At 29.0% G+C, this 17913-nt stretch carries 16 protein-coding genes; 6 read left to right on the forward strand and 10 right to left on the reverse strand.

Annotated features, from left to right (window positions below):
• Position 1: 1 nt before the first annotated feature.
• Genes Q0L44_RS05145 through Q0L44_RS05160 form a run of 4 tightly spaced genes read left to right on the forward strand, consistent with a single transcriptional unit; the run spans position 2 to position 3908 of the window.
• On the forward strand, positions 2 to 1135 hold the full coding sequence (locus Q0L44_RS05145) for a hypothetical protein (RefSeq protein ID WP_296636188.1): 1134 nt from the start codon (positions 2 to 4) through the stop codon (positions 1133 to 1135).
• Positions 1135 to 2880 (forward strand): ABC transporter permease, encoded by a 1746-nt coding sequence (locus tag Q0L44_RS05150; protein WP_296636191.1) that lies wholly within the window; start codon positions 1135 to 1137, stop codon positions 2878 to 2880. The genes Q0L44_RS05145 and Q0L44_RS05150 overlap by 1 nt, the downstream gene beginning before the upstream one ends.
• 10 nt (positions 2881 to 2890) lie before the next feature.
• Positions 2891 to 3403 carry a hypothetical protein gene (locus Q0L44_RS05155; RefSeq protein ID WP_296636194.1) on the forward strand — a complete coding sequence of 171 codons (513 nt, stop codon included), beginning with the start codon at positions 2891 to 2893 and terminating at the stop codon, positions 3401 to 3403.
• Between the two features lie 13 nt (positions 3404 to 3416).
• Positions 3417 to 3908, forward strand: coding sequence for a hypothetical protein (locus tag Q0L44_RS05160; protein ID WP_296636197.1), 492 nt, complete (start codon positions 3417 to 3419; stop codon positions 3906 to 3908).
• 98 nt (positions 3909 to 4006) lie between these two features.
• Here the strand turns inward: Q0L44_RS05160 and Q0L44_RS05165 are convergent, their stop codons facing one another.
• The 4 genes from Q0L44_RS05165 to Q0L44_RS05180 are packed head-to-tail and all read right to left on the reverse strand — an operon-like array spanning position 4007 to position 8355.
• Positions 4007 to 4828 (reverse strand): hypothetical protein, encoded by an 822-nt coding sequence (locus tag Q0L44_RS05165; protein WP_296636199.1) that lies wholly within the window; start codon positions 4826 to 4828, stop codon positions 4007 to 4009.
• A 14-nt stretch (positions 4829 to 4842) separates the two neighbouring features.
• Entirely contained in the window at positions 4843 to 6126 is a 1284-nt protein-coding gene (locus Q0L44_RS05170) for a hypothetical protein (protein WP_296636202.1), read from the reverse strand.
• A 5-nt stretch (positions 6127 to 6131) separates the two neighbouring features.
• Positions 6132 to 6761 (reverse strand): hypothetical protein, encoded by a 630-nt coding sequence (locus Q0L44_RS05175; RefSeq protein ID WP_296636205.1) that lies wholly within the window; start codon positions 6759 to 6761, stop codon positions 6132 to 6134.
• Positions 6762 to 6765: 4 nt separating this feature from the next.
• A complete protein-coding gene (locus Q0L44_RS05180; RefSeq protein WP_296636207.1) occupies positions 6766 to 8355 on the reverse strand; it encodes an FMN-binding glutamate synthase family protein in 1590 nt (529 codons plus the stop codon).
• Between the two features lie 42 nt (positions 8356 to 8397).
• On the opposite strand from Q0L44_RS05180, the gene yidD reads away from it, so the two are divergent.
• Both yidD and Q0L44_RS05190 read left to right on the forward strand, forming a co-directional pair.
• Entirely contained in the window at positions 8398 to 8703 is a 306-nt protein-coding gene (gene yidD / locus Q0L44_RS05185; protein WP_296636210.1) for a membrane protein insertion efficiency factor YidD, read from the forward strand.
• 18 nt (positions 8704 to 8721) lie between these two features.
• Positions 8722 to 9180: a hypothetical protein gene (locus Q0L44_RS05190; protein WP_296636213.1), complete on the forward strand. Its 459-nt coding sequence runs from the start codon at positions 8722 to 8724 to the stop codon at positions 9178 to 9180.
• Between the two features lie 461 nt (positions 9181 to 9641).
• On the opposite strand, the gene Q0L44_RS05195 is transcribed toward Q0L44_RS05190, so the two are convergent.
• The 6 genes from Q0L44_RS05195 to Q0L44_RS05220 all read right to left on the reverse strand — a co-directional run bounded on the left by Q0L44_RS05195 (position 9642) and on the right by Q0L44_RS05220 (position 17576).
• Complete coding sequence (locus tag Q0L44_RS05195) at positions 9642 to 10460, reverse strand: DUF2797 domain-containing protein (protein WP_296636215.1); 819 nt, start codon at positions 10458 to 10460, stop codon at positions 9642 to 9644.
• Positions 10453 to 13527, reverse strand: coding sequence for a hypothetical protein (locus Q0L44_RS05200; RefSeq protein WP_296636218.1), 3075 nt, complete (start codon positions 13525 to 13527; stop codon positions 10453 to 10455). Before Q0L44_RS05200 ends, Q0L44_RS05195 begins: the two co-directional genes overlap by 8 nt.
• A 4-nt stretch (positions 13528 to 13531) precedes the next feature.
• Positions 13532 to 15031: a hypothetical protein gene (locus Q0L44_RS05205; RefSeq protein WP_296636220.1), complete on the reverse strand. Its 1500-nt coding sequence runs from the start codon at positions 15029 to 15031 to the stop codon at positions 13532 to 13534.
• A complete protein-coding gene (locus Q0L44_RS05210) occupies positions 15028 to 16581 on the reverse strand; it encodes a hypothetical protein (RefSeq protein ID WP_296636222.1) in 1554 nt (517 codons plus the stop codon). The genes Q0L44_RS05205 and Q0L44_RS05210 overlap by 4 nt, the downstream gene beginning before the upstream one ends.
• An 18-nt stretch (positions 16582 to 16599) precedes the next feature.
• The gene (locus Q0L44_RS05215; RefSeq protein ID WP_296636225.1) at positions 16600 to 16962 is read right to left on the reverse strand and encodes a hypothetical protein; all 363 of its coding nucleotides are present in this window, start codon (positions 16960 to 16962) and stop codon (positions 16600 to 16602) included.
• A gap of 275 nt (positions 16963 to 17237) precedes the next feature.
• A complete protein-coding gene (locus tag Q0L44_RS05220; RefSeq protein ID WP_296636228.1) occupies positions 17238 to 17576 on the reverse strand; it encodes a hypothetical protein in 339 nt (112 codons plus the stop codon).
• Positions 17577 to 17913 lie beyond the last annotated feature (337 nt).

A 17913-nucleotide genomic window follows, 5' to 3' on the forward strand; every position in this document is an offset into this window, starting at 1 on the left:
GATGAATTATAAATACGCAGAGGTAAATATTGAAGATATAAATTCATGGGACGATATAATTGTAAGTAGCGGAATTCATGTAATAAATAATGTTGTTAGTATTTCAGCTAATGAATATTCAACTTTGGCTGAAAAATCTTTAGAGGAATCTGGAGAAGATAAAGTATTAAATCTAAATTTTATACCAGATTCAAGTATTAATGGGAAGTATAAGTTAGTCCATTATTTTGCAATTTCAGAAGATGGGAAATCGAATGAAATATATCTAAAATTAATAAAACAAGAAAAAGTAAAAGATTTTTCTAAAAACAACTTAGAAGATGAAACTAATATTAACCAAGGATATAATTCAAAATTCGCCCAAAGATCACCATTTAACAGACAAACAGGTTGTATGAGGAACCCTTTGCTTTCTGGGTGTTGGAGTCTAATGTCATTACTTGGAATTTTAATATTTATAGGAGTTCTATTGTCAATTTTCAATAACGATTTTAACTGGATTAATAATATTACTGGTAATTGTCAAAACTGTATAGAAAATGTAAATACGTTATGGAATGATGAAAGTAAAGCAATAAAACAAGATAGTTTGATATCATCAAAAAGAACACCAATTACTTATTTAGATTCTTTAAATTTAAAGCAATCGGAATTTATTGATATTAGTTTATTGTGGTTTTCAAGGAATGATTTGGATTTAATTATGGTTGGGCCTGATGGAGAATTATTATGGAAAAATAATACTGATACAGGTTATGGAACCATGGATATTTCAATGAATGACTCTAAACTAGATTCTCTTAGAAATTACAGTAAGGGTATTTCTTTAGAGAACTCCAAAAAAACTGCCTACGAGCATTTATTCCTAGAAAAAAATACTTCTTTAAAACCTGGAACGTATTCACTTTATGTTTTGAATTCAGACAAAAGAGAAAATTGTAATCTAAAAGATCAATATATTATAAGATATATTGAAAATAATAATATTAAACATTACAAAGGTGAGATTAGTAATTCCTTAAATAATAGGTGCCTAAATGAGCAGTTTTTCAAACAGGTATACTCCAGGAAAAGTTTAGAAAAGAACCTTAAAGATGATGTTGCTCATTTTATTTTAGATATTAAAATTAACTAATGAAAGTTGAAAAGTTAATATATGGTAATGTTTCTGGTTGGTTCAAAAATGAATCAAGTAAAATCATAGGAAATAACATATCATCTTATACACCTAAGTTTGAAAATATAATACTTCATAGTTTTAAAACTAAAGAAATTAAAGACAAACCACTATCTCTTTTTAAAACCGGTAAGTATGTGTGGTTAGAAGAACAAGAAGTTTTATTGAAAACCGGGGAAGAGCAATATAAAATTAAATTTAAAGAATGTGTTCTAAATAAATTCAAAATTAAAGAATCAATAACAGATGTTAACGGTCACCAATACACAAAATATGAGGCGGTATTGTTTGCTATAATTGGTTATAATACTATTCAAAAAACAATAACCAAAAAAACTACTAAAAAAGAAATATCTAAAAATATTATTGATGCTAAAACAACAAATAATAAAATTGTTGACTCTAAAATTATTGAAGAAACAAATCAAAAATCAGGATGTTTTTCAAATTTTAAACCTTCATCTGTTGAAAGTAATAGGCAATCAAATTATGGGTTTTATGGGAATCGTTTGTATAAAAATAAAAGAGAGCATTTAAATCAAATTTTTAAAGTTAATAAAGATTTTTTTAGCTCAAATGCTAGAAGTAATGGAGTTAAATTCAAATCTAAATTTAATAACCAAAAACAAAAATATTTTCAAAAAACAATAATGAAAAAAGATCCATTGAGATCAATTGGAAGTTCGTTTTTTAATATATTAAAATTTTTGGCTGCATTAATATTGATTCCAACATTGATGTATTTATTAGTGGGTGAAATCAACGGTATATTTATTGTTTTTCTTGTGCTTTTTGTATTTACTCTTTATTTTTCTTTTTTTAATAAAATATTTAGAGTAAGTTTTATTGGTATAATACTGCGATTCTTAATAAATATTATTACAATTTTAGCCCTATTTGGGATTATTAGTAATATATTGAAATATAAAAATAATGATGATTATGACTATGAGAGAGATGATAAGAATGAAACAGAATTTATAGAAGTTGAAAAAGATTCACTACAAAATGCTGATAAACTTTTTATAAATCAACATAGATGGGTAGATTTTAAAGGAAATAAGTTTGATGAAAAATTTATTTCTAGCTTAAAACAATACAGAGAATCTAATCAGTTTTTAAATAATCTTAGTATTAGAGAAGATTATTATTTTTGGAGTAATTTATATAAGAAAGCATCTGATTTTGAAAAAACAAAAATGGATTCTATTAGAAAAATGTTTATTAAATTAAAACCATATAATGAAGTTAAGACTATGACTTCTATAGATCAATTAAACGCGATTTTAACGTCTATTCAAGCAATTCCTTATTATTTAGTTCATGAAGGTAGTTGTCAACAATCAGCCTATCTGAGCGATTTCTCTAAACAATATCATCAACAAAATGAACCTTGTAAACCTAATACTAAATATGGCCTTTCTATGCCCTCTGAGTTTATGGCCAATTTTAAAGGGGATTGTGACACTAGAGCATTGTTTCTATACAGCATATTGAAAGAGCGAGGATTAGATGTGGCAGTTTTAGTTAGCGAACAATATGGACATGCTATTTTAGGTATTAATATTCCGGGTAGAGGAAAATATGTAACAAAAAATGGAAAAAAATATTTAACTTTTGAAACTACTTCTAAAGGTTGGAAAATTGGACAATTACCACCAAATTGTTCTAATACAAGATATTGGAAAGTAGCTTTAAATTAAACTAAACTTTATGGATCAATTATTATTAAAAAATCTTTTATTACTCGTTATACTATTAACTGTTGGAATTATATTCAGCTTTATTGCTATAAAACTAATTATCCAAATTTTTAAACGGGGTTTAGATATAGGTGAAGCTTTAAATAACCCAGCTATTGTTGTTTTATTTAGTGCCTCTATTCTTTGCATGGGTATTTTATTTTCAAGTTTGCATGATCCATTATATGAAATTTACAGAATTTTAGAACAATCAGAAGACGTAGTATGGCAGTCTATTAAGTACACTTTGATATTTCTAGGTGTAGCCTTTATTGTCTGGTTATTAGTAATAGGTTCTGCTATTTCAATCGTTTCAATTAGTACCAAAAGTATAAAGGAGATAGATGAAATTAATGCTGGAAATTGGAAAATTGGTTTATTTTTAGCAGCAATAATTATAACTTTAACATTACTAACAGCATCACCTTTAGCTAGTATTATGGAATCTATAATTCCTTACCCTAAATTGCCAGATTTATTTTAAAATATTTATTTTTTTGAATACACAGCACCCATTAATTTACTCTTACAAAAAATTATTAGAAGAAGGTAAAGATTTAAATTATAATAGAAAATATAAGCGTAGAATTAAATTAATAACACTGCAGATAATCTATCAAAAATACTTTAAGGATCTTTCCTTTTTAATTAATGAAAAGATTATAGTTTCAAATGAAGATAAAGATATTATCATTTTTCTTTTAAGAGTTTATTTTAAAGTATGGATTGAAATAGAGGATATAAAAATTATTATCTACAAAAAATTTCCTGAAAAATTCAAAATTATAAAAGAAGTTAATAAATACAACCATTTTTTTACACCAAGAGCATTTTTGGTCGGAGAAGTATTATTTTACAGAAATTCTGTTTATGGAACTTGCAATTTTTTAAATGGTATACCATTGGCAGAGTCTCTAGAACCAGTTGAGGGCACTTCTATTATAGCAACAACTCAGATAAATTACGAGTATATTAACCCGATTTACTAACAGACAGAACTGCTTAATAGAAGATATAATCTTTATTTGTAAAGAATAATCGTTGAACTGTTAAGTTTCTTTGATATGATTATTTCTTTTTATTTAATTTATTTTTTTTTATCCAAGTTGGAGGTTTCGATAATCACACCCTTAAATCTTGATTTAATTTCATTTTGGATAACGTTGTCATAGGAGCTTAGGCTCATTTCCTCCAAATCCATCACCACTTCTTTTTTATTTTTTAAAATAAATTTTATGGACTCCAAAGACTTTAAAGACTTACCAATTTCAAATTGAAGTTCTACCTTTTTTACGTTTTCGTTTTTTATGGAATTGAACTCATCAATTTCATTTGATGAGTTTTCATTAGTAAAACACATAGAGTTAAAAAATTCAATTTTGTCTTCATCGATCTTAATATAGTCTTTTCTATTATTAATTAAATCCTTTATATACATATATACTGTGAATATAACCCCAATAAAACAGAAAGTTAAGGTTATGGTTAAAACTATTTCAAGAGTATTCAAAAACCAGCCTTCTTCAGTCTCTTGTTGAGAAATTTCCAATTGAGGGATTAGTGTTTCGCTGTAAAAAAATAATGCTAAGGCAAAGACTAGAATTAAAAATTGAATTAAATATTTTAAATTGAAATGTTTTATCAATATTGTTGTTTGATTTTTCTTGTAAATGTCTATAATACCACCAAATCCGAAACCACAAAGAAATAAAACAAATGAAAATGCACATAAAATTTTAAAAGGATGAAAAAAAGGTGTAGAATTGTATATAGTTATATCATCTCCTGTTACAGCATACCAAATTAAACACAACATTACAAAAGTAAACCCCAATAATGCTAATAGTGCATAGAAACATTTTTTTAGTGTTATTTTTTGCGCTGTGGTGTATTTTAAAGAACCGTTCATTTTACTAATATACTTTACAAATTATTATAAAATTTTCTACTCTGAACAAAAACTTCCCAAACTGCTAAACCACTATCAGAAGGAATTGACTGGTTATAATAGAATTTTTCTCCAAACTTTTCAATGTAATAAGTTTGATACTTTTCAACAGAATACCCTTCAGGTAATTTTACCCGATCTTTAGATGCAGCGAATTGTTGAAGAAATGCGGCTTTTTCAGTCTCTACTCTCGGGTCATTATTGTATATGGCTGATAGTGTAATTTGCATTGTAGAAAAATAGAACTGGATTAAAGTCTTTCTTTCATATGGATTAGCTTGGTTATATATTAGTTTATTAAAGTTTTCCTTATTAACTACTAAATAATTTAATTCGTTTATTCCTGCAGATCGAAATCTAACATCATTTTCACTTAATTTAATAGCAGTTCTAATATATAGATTGGCATCATTAATCTGTGATCCATAAGAAACTAGATCGGTCCAAAATCCTGAATTATTAGTTACATATAAAATTCCAAAATCTATAATACTAGTATTAATGTTTAGCTTTTTAATATTAGTAATTAAGTCTTCTTTGTTGGACTTTAAAATTGTTTTAAAAAGCAAAAATACTTCATCATTTATATCTTGCCTAGTTTCAAAATAATTTTTAACAAAATTCTTTCCTTTATTATTTCTCATTACTTCAATAAAGTCTGAAAGAACATCTATTTTATAAGTTTTAACAATTTCAAAATATTTATTAAAAGAATCCTCTGATTTGTTTAAATCGCCACCGTTTCTAAAAAGATAAGCATTTACCAAATAATCTTTTGGGGTTTTCGGGTTTTTAATAGGGTTAGAAGTCTTAATAAGCTCTGATAGGTTATCAAATTCTGTATCAAGCTTTTCATCTATATTAGTAATTTTATCATCTACTACTTCAATTTGATCACTAATATTGTCTAATTTTTCATCAATAATACTTAAACTGTTTTGTAGATTAGAAACAAACTCTAAATTATCACCCATAAAACCATTGTCCGTATCTTTATTAAGCTGACCAAAAACTCCGAAAATGATAGCGAAAAATAGCGATGTTAATGATACTGATTTTAAAAGTTCCTTTTTTGATTTTGGTAATAAAATCAATAAAACAATAGAAACTATGAGTACTAATATTGAAAAGTACAGTAAATAGGTTAGTATTGGCCCAAGTGGTGATAATACATCTCCGACAAAGCCTCCGACTGTCCCCAAAATACCAGCAAATTTAGCTGCAGGTTGTAGAAGTTGCTTAAAGTTTTTTGTTTCCATTATTTTTATTTTTTCTTTTGTTTTATTATGTCGTCTAATTCAGAGATTAAGTTCAATCGATCTCTGACATTAAAATTCATTCTTTTAAGTGGAATGAAGTGCGTTGTTTTGTCTTTTAAATTCAGGAGCACTCCATTATTTTCTGACTCGCAAGACTCAATATCAGAAAGATTAAACTCTTCACTTACTCTGTTGTCTTTATAGGACAATACACCATTATTTATTTTTACATAATCTCTACTATCTCTAATTAGTTTGTACAAGAAAATTAGGGTCGGGACCAAACTCAAAATAATCAAATAGCTCAACCCATAATAGTATTCCAATTCAGACAAGTCTTCTTTTTTTTCAATATAATCGTAAAGGTAATAGGCAACTCCAATAAATACCACTATTCCCAACAATTTGGGCCATTCTTTTGGATTATAAATCACCACCTCATTAGATTCATTTTTTGCAGAGCCCAAAAGATGAAGAAAGATAATGCTTGCCAATACTTCAATCACACCGGTTAAGGTCAGTCTCCAAAATCCAAAAATGGTCCATATTTCGTATACGAGATAAACAAATCCAATTCCTGTAAAAATTAAAAGAACGGAAAGTATAATAGTGGTTGTGCTGTTAAGTTTTTTCATCAGTTTATTTCTTTTTGTTTAATTTGTTTTTAGCTTGTCTTAGCCCTCCTAGATAATCACATTCATATAGTTTTTGCATGGACTCAAAATGCACTGATTCTTTCTTATAGTTATAAGCGTTTTCTAAAGTAATAACTTTATTATTATCCCCACAACTAATATCAACATCAGCCATTTGCATTTGCGAAGGATGTTCATAGCCACAAGCGTGAGTCATTTGTAAAGTTTCTTTTCTCAAAGTGTTAATATAGTTTCCAAATCGAATTGCCTTTATTGATGGGTCTAGCCCCCGTTGTAGTCGGGTGTTTTGGGTAGCAATTCCTGTAGGACAGTGCCCTGTGTGACATTCTTGAGCTTGAATACACCCAATGGATAACATTGCCTCTCGGGCAATATTAATAAAGTCTACACCCATAGCAAAAGCTTTTAAAACTTCAGACGGAAAACCAAGCTTTCCAGATCCTCCAAAAACAATATCTTGACTTAAACCACGGTTCTTGAAAATATTATATACCTCTGAAAAACCAAATACCCAAGGCAATGCTACATGATCTGCAAAAGAAGGTGGAGCAGCACCTGTTCCTCCTTCACCACCGTCAATGGTTATAAAGTCTGGACCACGGTTTTCATTTTTCATAATATTGGCAAGTTCTTCCCAATGTTTCAAATCTCCCACCGCAGATTTTATACCAACAGGAAGACCAGATTTTTCGGCTAAATCTTCAATGAAATTAACCATTTCAGGCACATTACTAAATGCAGTGTGGTAGTTAGGAGATAATACATCAACACCCGGCTTCACACCTCTAATAGCAGCAATTTCTTTGGTGTTTTTTTTAGCAGGCAAAACACCTCCTTTTCCTGGTTTTGCTCCTTGAGATAACTTGATTTCAATAGCTTTTACTTTACCAGGGTATTTATCTAAAACAAGAGTCTTAAAAGTATCGAAGTCAAAATAACGATTTCCATCTCCACCATCTTTTCCACATCCAAAATATCCAGTTCCAATATGAAACACAACATCAGCACCTTTCATATGATAAGGACTTAACCCCCCTTCTCCTGTGTTGTGATAACAACCAACCATTGCAGCACCTAAATTTAAAGCCGAATGTGCATTTTTTGATAAACTACCATAACTCATAGCAGATATGTTGACTATTGAATATGGTCTAAAAGGAAATTTTCTTTTATGCTTAAGACCAATAACTTTGGCACATGGAATAAAGTAAGGATCATTTTTTTCAGAATTAATATGGTTATTCTCTACTTTAAAAGGAAACATTTTTGGATTAACGAAGATATGTCCAGGATGATATAAATCTTTATCTGTACCAAAACTCTCATAATTGTTTTCTTTTTTAGAAGATGAATCTATCCAGTTTCTTTGACTTCTATTAAAAGGGAGTTCCTCTCTATTACTAGCAATTAAATACTGCCTTATAGCAGGCCCTAAAGCAATTAACAAAAATCTAAAATTCCCAAGAATTGGGAAATTTCTTTTAATTGTATTTTCTTTTTGAAAAAAATCTTTGAATGCAAAAATCAAAACAAAAAAAGTTATAATAACTATAATAAGTAAGGTATTTGTCATATTTTTATTTTTGTTGGAATATAATAAAAATATTTTAAAGGTATGTTAGGAATTATTTTGAAATTTATTATCCGAGTATATTGGTTAATTGTACCAAACAGAATGAAAGGGGTTTGTTTGTTTAGCGAATCTTGCTCTAGGTATGTATTTAATATATTAGATAAAGAAGGTGCGAAAAAAGGTATTAATGCTTTTAAGTATCGATTTAGAAACTGTAGACACCCTTATCTAATAAGAAAAAATAAACTTACAAAGAAATACGAATTACATTTATCAAATGGAGACATTGTTAGACAAAATGATATAAATTCTATATTATTAGAGCAAGAAGAATATAAACATTCTTAAAATATATTTCACAATAAAATGAACAAAATTATTTATATTGATTTAGATGGAGTAATTGCAGATTTTGAAAAAGGAAAAAAAAACCATCCATTAGGAGGTATAACACCTTATATTGGTAGACCTGATAAATTACCTGGTATTTATGAGCATTTAGAGCCTATTACTGATGCTATAGCATCAGTAAATAAACTTTTGAAAAAGGATAATTTTAACGTTTTTTTTCTTTCAACTGCACCTTGGGACAATCCAGACGCATGGACACATAAAAGACTATGGATTGCAAAACACTTCGATGAGAAACTAATTCGTAAAAGATTAATTTTGTGTCATCATAAACAACTCTTAATGGGAGATTATTTAATTGATGATAGACCTTTTAATGGCGCATCTGAATTTTTAGGAAAATGGATTCATTTTGGTAATAAAAAATTTCCAGATTGGAAAAATGTTTTAAACTACTTTGATAATTTATATTGATCAATAGTAATAAATAAAGTTTAAGCAGAAGATATTATATTTCGAATAGAGAAACACCCAATAAAGACTTATATAATCAAAAAGGTGAAACCATTCATTAGTAATTCCTGGAGATAAAGAAGAAAAGTATAAGATTTATGTCTAAATATATAATACAAAAATACTATATATAGTAAGATAATTTTTGTTTTTATAATTAAAAATGATTTCGTTAGACTCAGTTTGAGATTTTATTACAACAGATTCGTCATAAATACTTATTTCGTTACAGCTAATTGAAATCATTGCTAAAAAAATAAAAGTCAAAGTACTATTGTAACGTTTTTTTATAATATTCATATTTTTTTAATAAAAATCTTTAGGTGTTTTAGGATAATGTATATTGAATAGAAATAATATTTTATTGTTCGTCTTCATACCAAAGTCGACTATTTATGTGTAAATTTAGTAAATAATTTTTATTATATTGTTTTGATATTTAAAATTATTCCTTCATTGGTTCTAATATTTAAAACATCTAAATTGTTGAAAACAAGATATTGTCCCTTAATTCCTGTTAACATCCCATTAAAGTTTTTTTTCTTTGACATGTTTAAACTTTTTACTTTTTTAATTCTACTTTGATTAATTGGATAATCAAAAATTAATGATTTAGCTAAGGCTTCATATTTGTCGATAAAATATGGAGTTAAAAGTTCATTTAGCTTTGAATTAGATTCAATAATATTTTTACACAAATCATAGTAATTATGCATATTGATGTTCTTACTAGAGTTTCCCTGTAACATTTTTCTCCAATTAGTTTTGTCACTCATATGCTCTTGAATAGCAACTTGTGCTACACCCGCCAAATACCTGTTGGGTACTTTCAAAATTTGGATAACCTCATCTGCTCCTTGATCTATCCAACTTGTAGGTACTTGTTGATTTCTGGTAACACCAACCTTTACATTGCTAGAATTAGCTAAATACACAATGTGAGGCTGCAATTGTATTTTTCTCCAAATCCTATCATTACTGTCTTCGATATTCAAATGTGCTTTACTTAGCTCTGGCCGAATAACCCAATCTGCCGTTTGGGGCAATTCAAAAAAACAAGATTTACAAACTCCTTGTCTAAAAATTGGTTTATAACCCTTACAATTCAAACATTGAAAACCTACAAACTTTACTGAAACCCTTCTATTCAGAAAAAAATTCATATTAAATCCATCTAGATAATAACGAACAGGAGTACCAGGTTCAGAACTCATTTTTTTAATAACAATAGTTTTATTCATGATTTGAAAAAATATTTTTTGTGTAAATGTTATTAATTTTTAAATTTAAATTATCCAAATGACTAAAGTCAAATCCTTTTATGAGGTTGTTATAAAGAAGAATCTCATCAATTAATTCATCAGATAAATTAAGGTCAGAGTGAAAGTGGAAATATAAAAACTTTAGGTATTTATTGAAATCCAACTCATTTGAAATAATATTTTTTATAAGCCCTCTAACAAAATCGTTAACATATAATTTGTCAATTAAACTAACTAGTATGTGGGTTAGGTTATTTTCATAAATATTTAAACCCAAATAATAATATGCCTCATGTAAATCTTCCTCTCTTAGTTTTTTTAAATCTTTAATAAATTCAGAAGGACTAAAAAGATTATTATTGTAATAGCATTGCAGAATGATTATATTATAATTAAATAGCATTTTTGAATTATAAACTTGATATAATTCCTTTTTAAAACCTAGGTCACTAATCAATTCTGTTATTGTTTTTATTGACGGTACTGACGAGTAAAATTTAATAATGCTTGCATCTAAATTTGATATACTTAAAAGCTGTTTTGAAAATTTAGAAATTGCTTTAAATTGATTAAGGTGAGGTAAAAAATATAATAAAACCAAATTATTTTGTTTTTCAAAAATAGATTTCAACTTAAACATAAGAGAATCAAAAATCGGGCTTAACTCATTTTTTATTATTAGAGTTTTTAAATCTCCTATTTTTTGTGAAAGTGTTAGTTTTTTGAAGTATAAACTTTTGATTTCTTCAATATATTGTAATAAATATTTTTTAGGTAATGTCTCTTTTAAATCTTTGATTTCATTTTTCAAAAACAAATTAACATCTTCCTTATTTGGTATAATATTAATCTGTTGGAGTTTTGATGATTCAGCTTCTAAATTACGAGTATGGACTAATTTGTAACTACCATAATCATCTTCTGAAACACCACAATCATCATTCCATTTTTTTTCAATTATTTGTAGAACAGATTTAATTTTTTTCTCAACTTCATTTAGTTGAAAAACCAGTTCTTCAAATCTTGGAGCAAATACAGTATTTTCAAGCGTTAAAAAAAGTAAGTTAGAAGATACTTTTAAACCTAATCCAAAATCAACTGAACTATTAATGATTCTATGAATTGTTAATCTTAATTCGTTTAATAATTGATCTTTTAAATTATCGTTAGAAAGATTTAGCTTTTCATCAATATCTTTAAGTTGCCAACTTAATATATTATCCTTTAAATCAGTACTTGATAAGAAATCAAAAATTAATTTAGGGTATTCTTTCTCCTTTGATGTTTTAATTTTTTCGAGGAAACCACTTTGCAGTTTAATTATTATATTTTGTTCCTCGGATAATTTATCATCTAAACCTTTAAGCTGAGATATTGACTTTGAATTTAAAATTATATGTTCTGCAAGGCGATAATTAAGTTTTTGTTTAATTTTATTTTCATTGAAATTTGAAATGGAGGAAAAGTTGTTAATTTCTATTGCTAGAAGTTTATTTAAACTCGGAGTGTCATTCTTTTTAATAAAGTATTCAAAGCAGTATTCTAAATAATACTCAAATGAATTTCTATCCAGACTTTTCAATAAATTCTTGATAGAATTTATTTTTTTAAACTTGAGATATTTGTCAAATAAGATTTTTAATCTATCAATCAACTTAAAATAATTAATCTTATTAGTGTTATTTAAAACATCATTAATTATTCTTAATTGATCTTTTTTATTATAATCAAAAGACTGATTTATCAAAAGGGTGGTTAACTCACTTTGATGTGTTTTAGATGTTGTAGGTTTAATTGCATTGATCAATATATTTGTTTTTCCATTGGATGCTGAAAATTCAAATAGTTCAATAAGTTTGTCTTGGAAGTATATAGGGTCATCAATTGAGGAAAAATAAGGGGAATAATTTTTTGATTTAGAATTACTTTTTAAATTATCTTTTATAAATGAAATTACATCAGAATTACCTAAACAATCAAAAGCATTTTGAATGTTTTTTGAAAAGTAGTTTTTTTCGACTGGTGTTTCGGCATTGAAACCTTTAGGTAAATGATCTAATATTACGGAACATTCAAACCCTTTTTCCTCAAGTGTAGAAAGTAATTTCAACCAAAATACCTCTGATCCAACGTGAATCAAATCTTCAAAAAATAATTTATATTCATCTTTTCTTATACCGTTAAAAACTGTCTCTAAATGTCCTTGAGTAATCTTATTAGCCTTAATTAAGTTAACTAACTTTAAAAGGGTTATTAAGAAATATCTTTTAAAAAATATTTCATCTTTTCTAAGTCCTATACTTAAAAAATAATTAACAAAGTCATTTAATTTGTATTCGAAAGCACTTTTTAGCTTTTCAAAAATCAGGCTTTCAACCTTTAATTTTTGCTCTAAAAAAAGTAAAAAATCATCATCATAGTTTTTTTGCACTGATATTTTTAAACCATATTCAATAGACTGAATAAAATAATTTAAAGAGTTTAAGTAGGTAAAATTCATTTCAATGAATTTTGTATCTAAACAATATGATTTTAATTCTTGATAATATTTTGGATTAAAAAAGGTGAAATCGAAAAGATAGCTTGAATAATATTTTAGTGAAAACTCAACAAATTCATTTATATAATTTGAAGAGTTTTTTAAAATTTGCTTGCATAAAGAAATAATAGATTCTGTATTAACTTGAATTAGAGAATCATTTGTCTTTGATAATAGAAAAACTTTAATACGTTCATGATACAACTGATACTTTCCGCTTTCTGGGCTATTGAACCAACTAGAATAAGTATCAACTAAATCTTTCATCTGCTCCTCTTTCAATTCCAAAACAGAAGCAGCTAGGTTGGTAGAAACCGGCCCTTTGAAAAGTGCCCACAGTGCTAGCTGATTTAGCACTTTTTTACGCTCATTAACAGGTGTTTTCTGAGTAAACTCTTGTTCGTACAAGCCAATGAAACCCTCAGGTAAAGCTGCTGGATTTTCAGCATTTACCAAGCCTTTGTTTAGGCTATCATTTACATATCTTAAGTAAGTTGGCTCTATCATAAGTTTATTGAATGGCTCCCCTAATAATTACTTGACTCAGAAATTCTTTTGAAGGGTTAAATTTTTCAAGTGCCTTTTTTACTGATTCTTTAGTAAGGCCACATAGAGGTTGAAGAATATTAATAGATTTGTTTTTGTTGCTTTCAGGGAATCGATAAAATCCTTCTCTGTATGTAAAGATCCACTTAATATTGGATTTACTTTCCCAGCTATTTGTAACTTCACCATTTTCATCGTAATTATAAAACCAATCCGAAATATTCAGTTGTGGATACGTTACGGCTGCCTCGTCTAGCCCATCCAGCATGATAGCCAAATTTCCTGTAGTATTTTTTCTTGAAGGTGTAAAGCACTCGTCTAATAAACGGTGAAAGAGCATGATTAAATCAGTATACTTACTTGGTAAACGATTTAACTTTCTTAATATATCTTCATCTTCTGTTTTCCAAAGCTGTTGTTTTTTGCCTTGTATAATAAAGTGATACAGTGTGGCATGCAAGCTGTTCTGAATACCACTCCCACAAAAATGATGTAATACAGGTATGTTGATTTCTATTCCAGAAAGCTCTTGAATGATATTGGCAATCAATGCCCCCTTACCCATACCTGCAGTAGAAAAAATAGGCAGTATATTTTGATCATTTTCTTTAGTTGCCCATTCTAAAATTGCTTTATTTTCTTTATCTCTTCCAACAAAACATTCACTATAATAAGCAATTCGATTATTGTGATCAAATACCTGTCCAGCCCCACCTTTTAGAGCTTTTCGCATGGGTTCAAAAACTGGCTCATAATGTGTTATGCCATCTTGTTTTTCCAAATCCCCATAGTAGATACTGATTAATTCTGCAGTAGCTTTGTTGTTATACAAACCTTGAAAAATATAGGGTAACCCGTCTTTATTACCCTTTTGTAAGAAAGGATGAAGAGGTATTTTATTCTCTTTTTCGACAAAGAAAAATTGATCTTTTTGTTCTTTGATTTCGGTTCCATTAAAAAGCTGACTAGTCTTGTTCACTATTTCATGTAGTATAACAATACCATCCGTAATTTTCTTAACGTCTTGATCTCTTAGAGAAATATAACCGTGAACGTATTTATTTCTAAAGGTGATGAATCGTTCCATGAGCGACTGTTGTCCTTTGGGCGGAGTAATACATGCTCTCCATGGGCTATCTTCAGGACATGTAATGGACCAAATGACTTTCCAGCTAGTATCACTAGGTAAATTTTCTCTTAAGTTATTTACGATTTGCTTCATAAGCAGTGCATCATCTTCTGGTGTACCTTCTTCTAATTTTTTAGAAAGCTGAATCACTGCACCCAATCTTAGGATAAGCGTAGAAGCTCCTAAACCAGCCATAAATAAATTATTGACTGCCGCTTTTTGTGTGGTCATGAGCTCAATCAATTGCTCATTGTTGATTTCCGCTAATTTCAGATAACCGTATTGCTCGTTGAATCTGCTTACGTAGTTGAATAATGGTTTAGGTAATTGACTCATAGTGCTAAAGTTTGGTGTTGGTATTCTAGTTTGGCATCTCTTCTTCCTATAGAAAAATAAATTCTAGAAGCTTCGGTGATTTCTTTAGGGAAACCGTATAAATCGTCCAATACATCTTCTTCAAAAGGTATTCTACCAGCGTTTAAAAATGGATGTAAAAAAGCAAAAGCTTCGTGAACATATTCCATGGGGTATTCGTGCTCATCGGCAAACCGCCTGGCTACAACAATTTCTTTGTTGGAAATCTCTTTTAGCAAATGAGTAATGATCTTTTTAATTAATGTATACTGCTCCAGCTCATTGTTAAATTCTTTATTAGGTCCTTTATACCTAAGGTAGTTATCCAAAAGCGGCACCCATTCTTTTTCTTTGGGTAGATAGGTTTTGCTTTCGATTGCATTGGAATCGTTGAAAAACTGATCCATCCAGGTGAAGTGAACGCCAAAAGCAATGAATAATATACTGTTTTCGTAAAAAAAATCTACTAAGTGCAATAAATGATCCGACTGAAATAGTGATAGGTGGATGTCTTTAATGATAATTACAGGTTGCTTACTGCATTTTTTTCGGAGTTCTTTTACTGCCTTAAAGTTGTCGCTACTGTATTTTGTGGTTCCGGTTTCAGTTGCAAGTGTACTTATTAGCTTACCTAATAAAAAGTTGGAGGTAAAGGTAATTCCCTCCCTATCTAGTGCTAAAAACTGAGGAACGTGAGTACCTGATTTTTTTAATTGCGCACATAGATTGGCTATTTGCTCATTTACATTTTCATTCGGTCTGTGCCAATAGGCCAATGCACCTTGAGATTTATCGTTGGCAAACTTGGCAACTTGGCTATTTACTTTCTGTTTGGTAAGGTTTTTTGCTAACCAAGCATCTTGTTCTTTACTAAAATCATCAGAAAGTTGGTGGCGAATGGTGAGTGATAGCTGTCCAAAGGCATGCGCATTTTGCATCAGTGGCCACTCCTCATCTAAAATACCCCATCTTCCGCTGTAGACAGTGAGCTTATCTTGTTTCGAGATAAAATGAAAGCTGTCGTCTTTAAATAGTGAAAATACGTTTGCTTTGTTCAGTTGGGAAATTACTTCAGCCACATGACTGGCTTCTTTATGGTTTCTTTCAGGAGGTAATAAGAAAAAGCCGTGCATTACCTCATTTCTTAGCAGGGCTAAGTGGTGTACGTGGGAATTTAGCTGCTCTGTTTTTCCATTTTTCTCCCAAAAAAGTGGATAAAGTATTTTGGCTTCTTTGGTATCTAGTTCCTTGATCATGTTAGCTGCCCAGCGGTAAAGTGGACCTGCATTGTAAGCATGGCTTTTGGATGTAAAAAGTTGCAATAGGAAATCGTTGTATACCGACTTTTGATTGGGTTGGTTAAGGTAAGCTGCCATCCCAAGCGCTGCCAATTCTAAAAGGACGGCCTCACTTAGTTCAACCAGTTCATCAGCTACATACGCTTCATCTTCATTGAGCACTTCGTAAATGGCCTCTTTAAGGGCTAATGGTAAGTTTATTTTGTATAGTTGAGCTAGTAGTTTGTTATCCATTTATATAAATTTAAAAAATTATGCCCTTGCACTTATCCTCCTCCAGTCTTTAATATCTAATACTTCACTTAGCATATCTAATTTTTTTTCACTATGATCTTTTTCAAAAAAACAAGCTATTTTGGCTTGGTGAAAGAGTATATTAAATAGGTATTGAGTGTATTCTGAATAGTTATATAATGCATTACAATCACCTTCTACACAATAGTAAGTATAACGCACCCCATCTTCATAGAGATACATTGTGTTTCCAGCTGGAACAGTCCCTTCTATAAGCCATTTACCCTCAATTGTATAAGCCGGTAATGGATTGTCTTCAGAATCATCATCACTACTACAAGCGAAGATTAATAAAGCAGAGAATAAGAGTAGTTTTTTCATTTTAATTAAATTGGTTTATACTTCGAATATAAGAATTATAAACTTCACCTGCTTAAGAGGTTTAGAAATAGCTGAACTGAAAGATGAGGATATGCCTATGGTTTAGGCGTTCTTTTCATAATCTCAAATCATAATACTATTTCTGATGTGGTATAGTACAATGTGGTGGTTTAATTGTAGGTACTTTTTTGCTTTTGAACGTTATTCGAGATGTTCCCTAATGTAGTAATCAGCATAGATAAATTCATCCAATATCCAAATAGTTGAAACTCTTTTTACTTGGAAAGCTTCCGTGTTTCTTTTAGTTTCTTTCTACAATTTAATTTAAATCGTTTCGAATTAACTGCAAGACTTAAATGTAATATAGAGTCAACAGCACGGCGATACTTTTTACGACCAATATTTCTAATTTCTTTCTTTTTTAATTTGTATAGTTTCTTATCAATTAGTTTAAATTTCTGTCTCATAACTTCCAACTCTTCACAGTCAGCATTCCTAATCTGCTCTTTTATGCTATTTGGGATGTTGTAACGCTTTGTATTAAGCCAAACTTCAGGAGACCCACCACAAGAGAATAATAAAATAGTTAATGAAAGTAAGAGTAGTTTTTTCATAACAAATAGTTTTTCTCAAATATATAAAAATTCAAGCTTTGTAGTGTAGAAAGAATGGTGCAGGAGAGAATTACGAAGAACCTACACCAATACCACTAATGGATAAAAGAAAAAAGAATTAAATCAAAACAAAACAAACTATTCTAAATCTTTCTTTATATCTTGTTGTACTTTGTCCCACAACTCTTGTTTCTTAACTTCTTGTCTATCTGTATTTTGTTCTACTGTACTAACTCTAATATAATTTGCTGTCATAATTTTTCTGTATGTTTGCATTGTAATTATTCATTTAATTACGGGGTTGATTTTAGGGGTGTGGTTTGTAGGTAGACCGTTA

The organism is Polaribacter sp. (assembly GCF_024639685.1).
Taxonomy (GTDB): domain Bacteria; phylum Bacteroidota; class Bacteroidia; order Flavobacteriales; family Flavobacteriaceae; genus Polaribacter.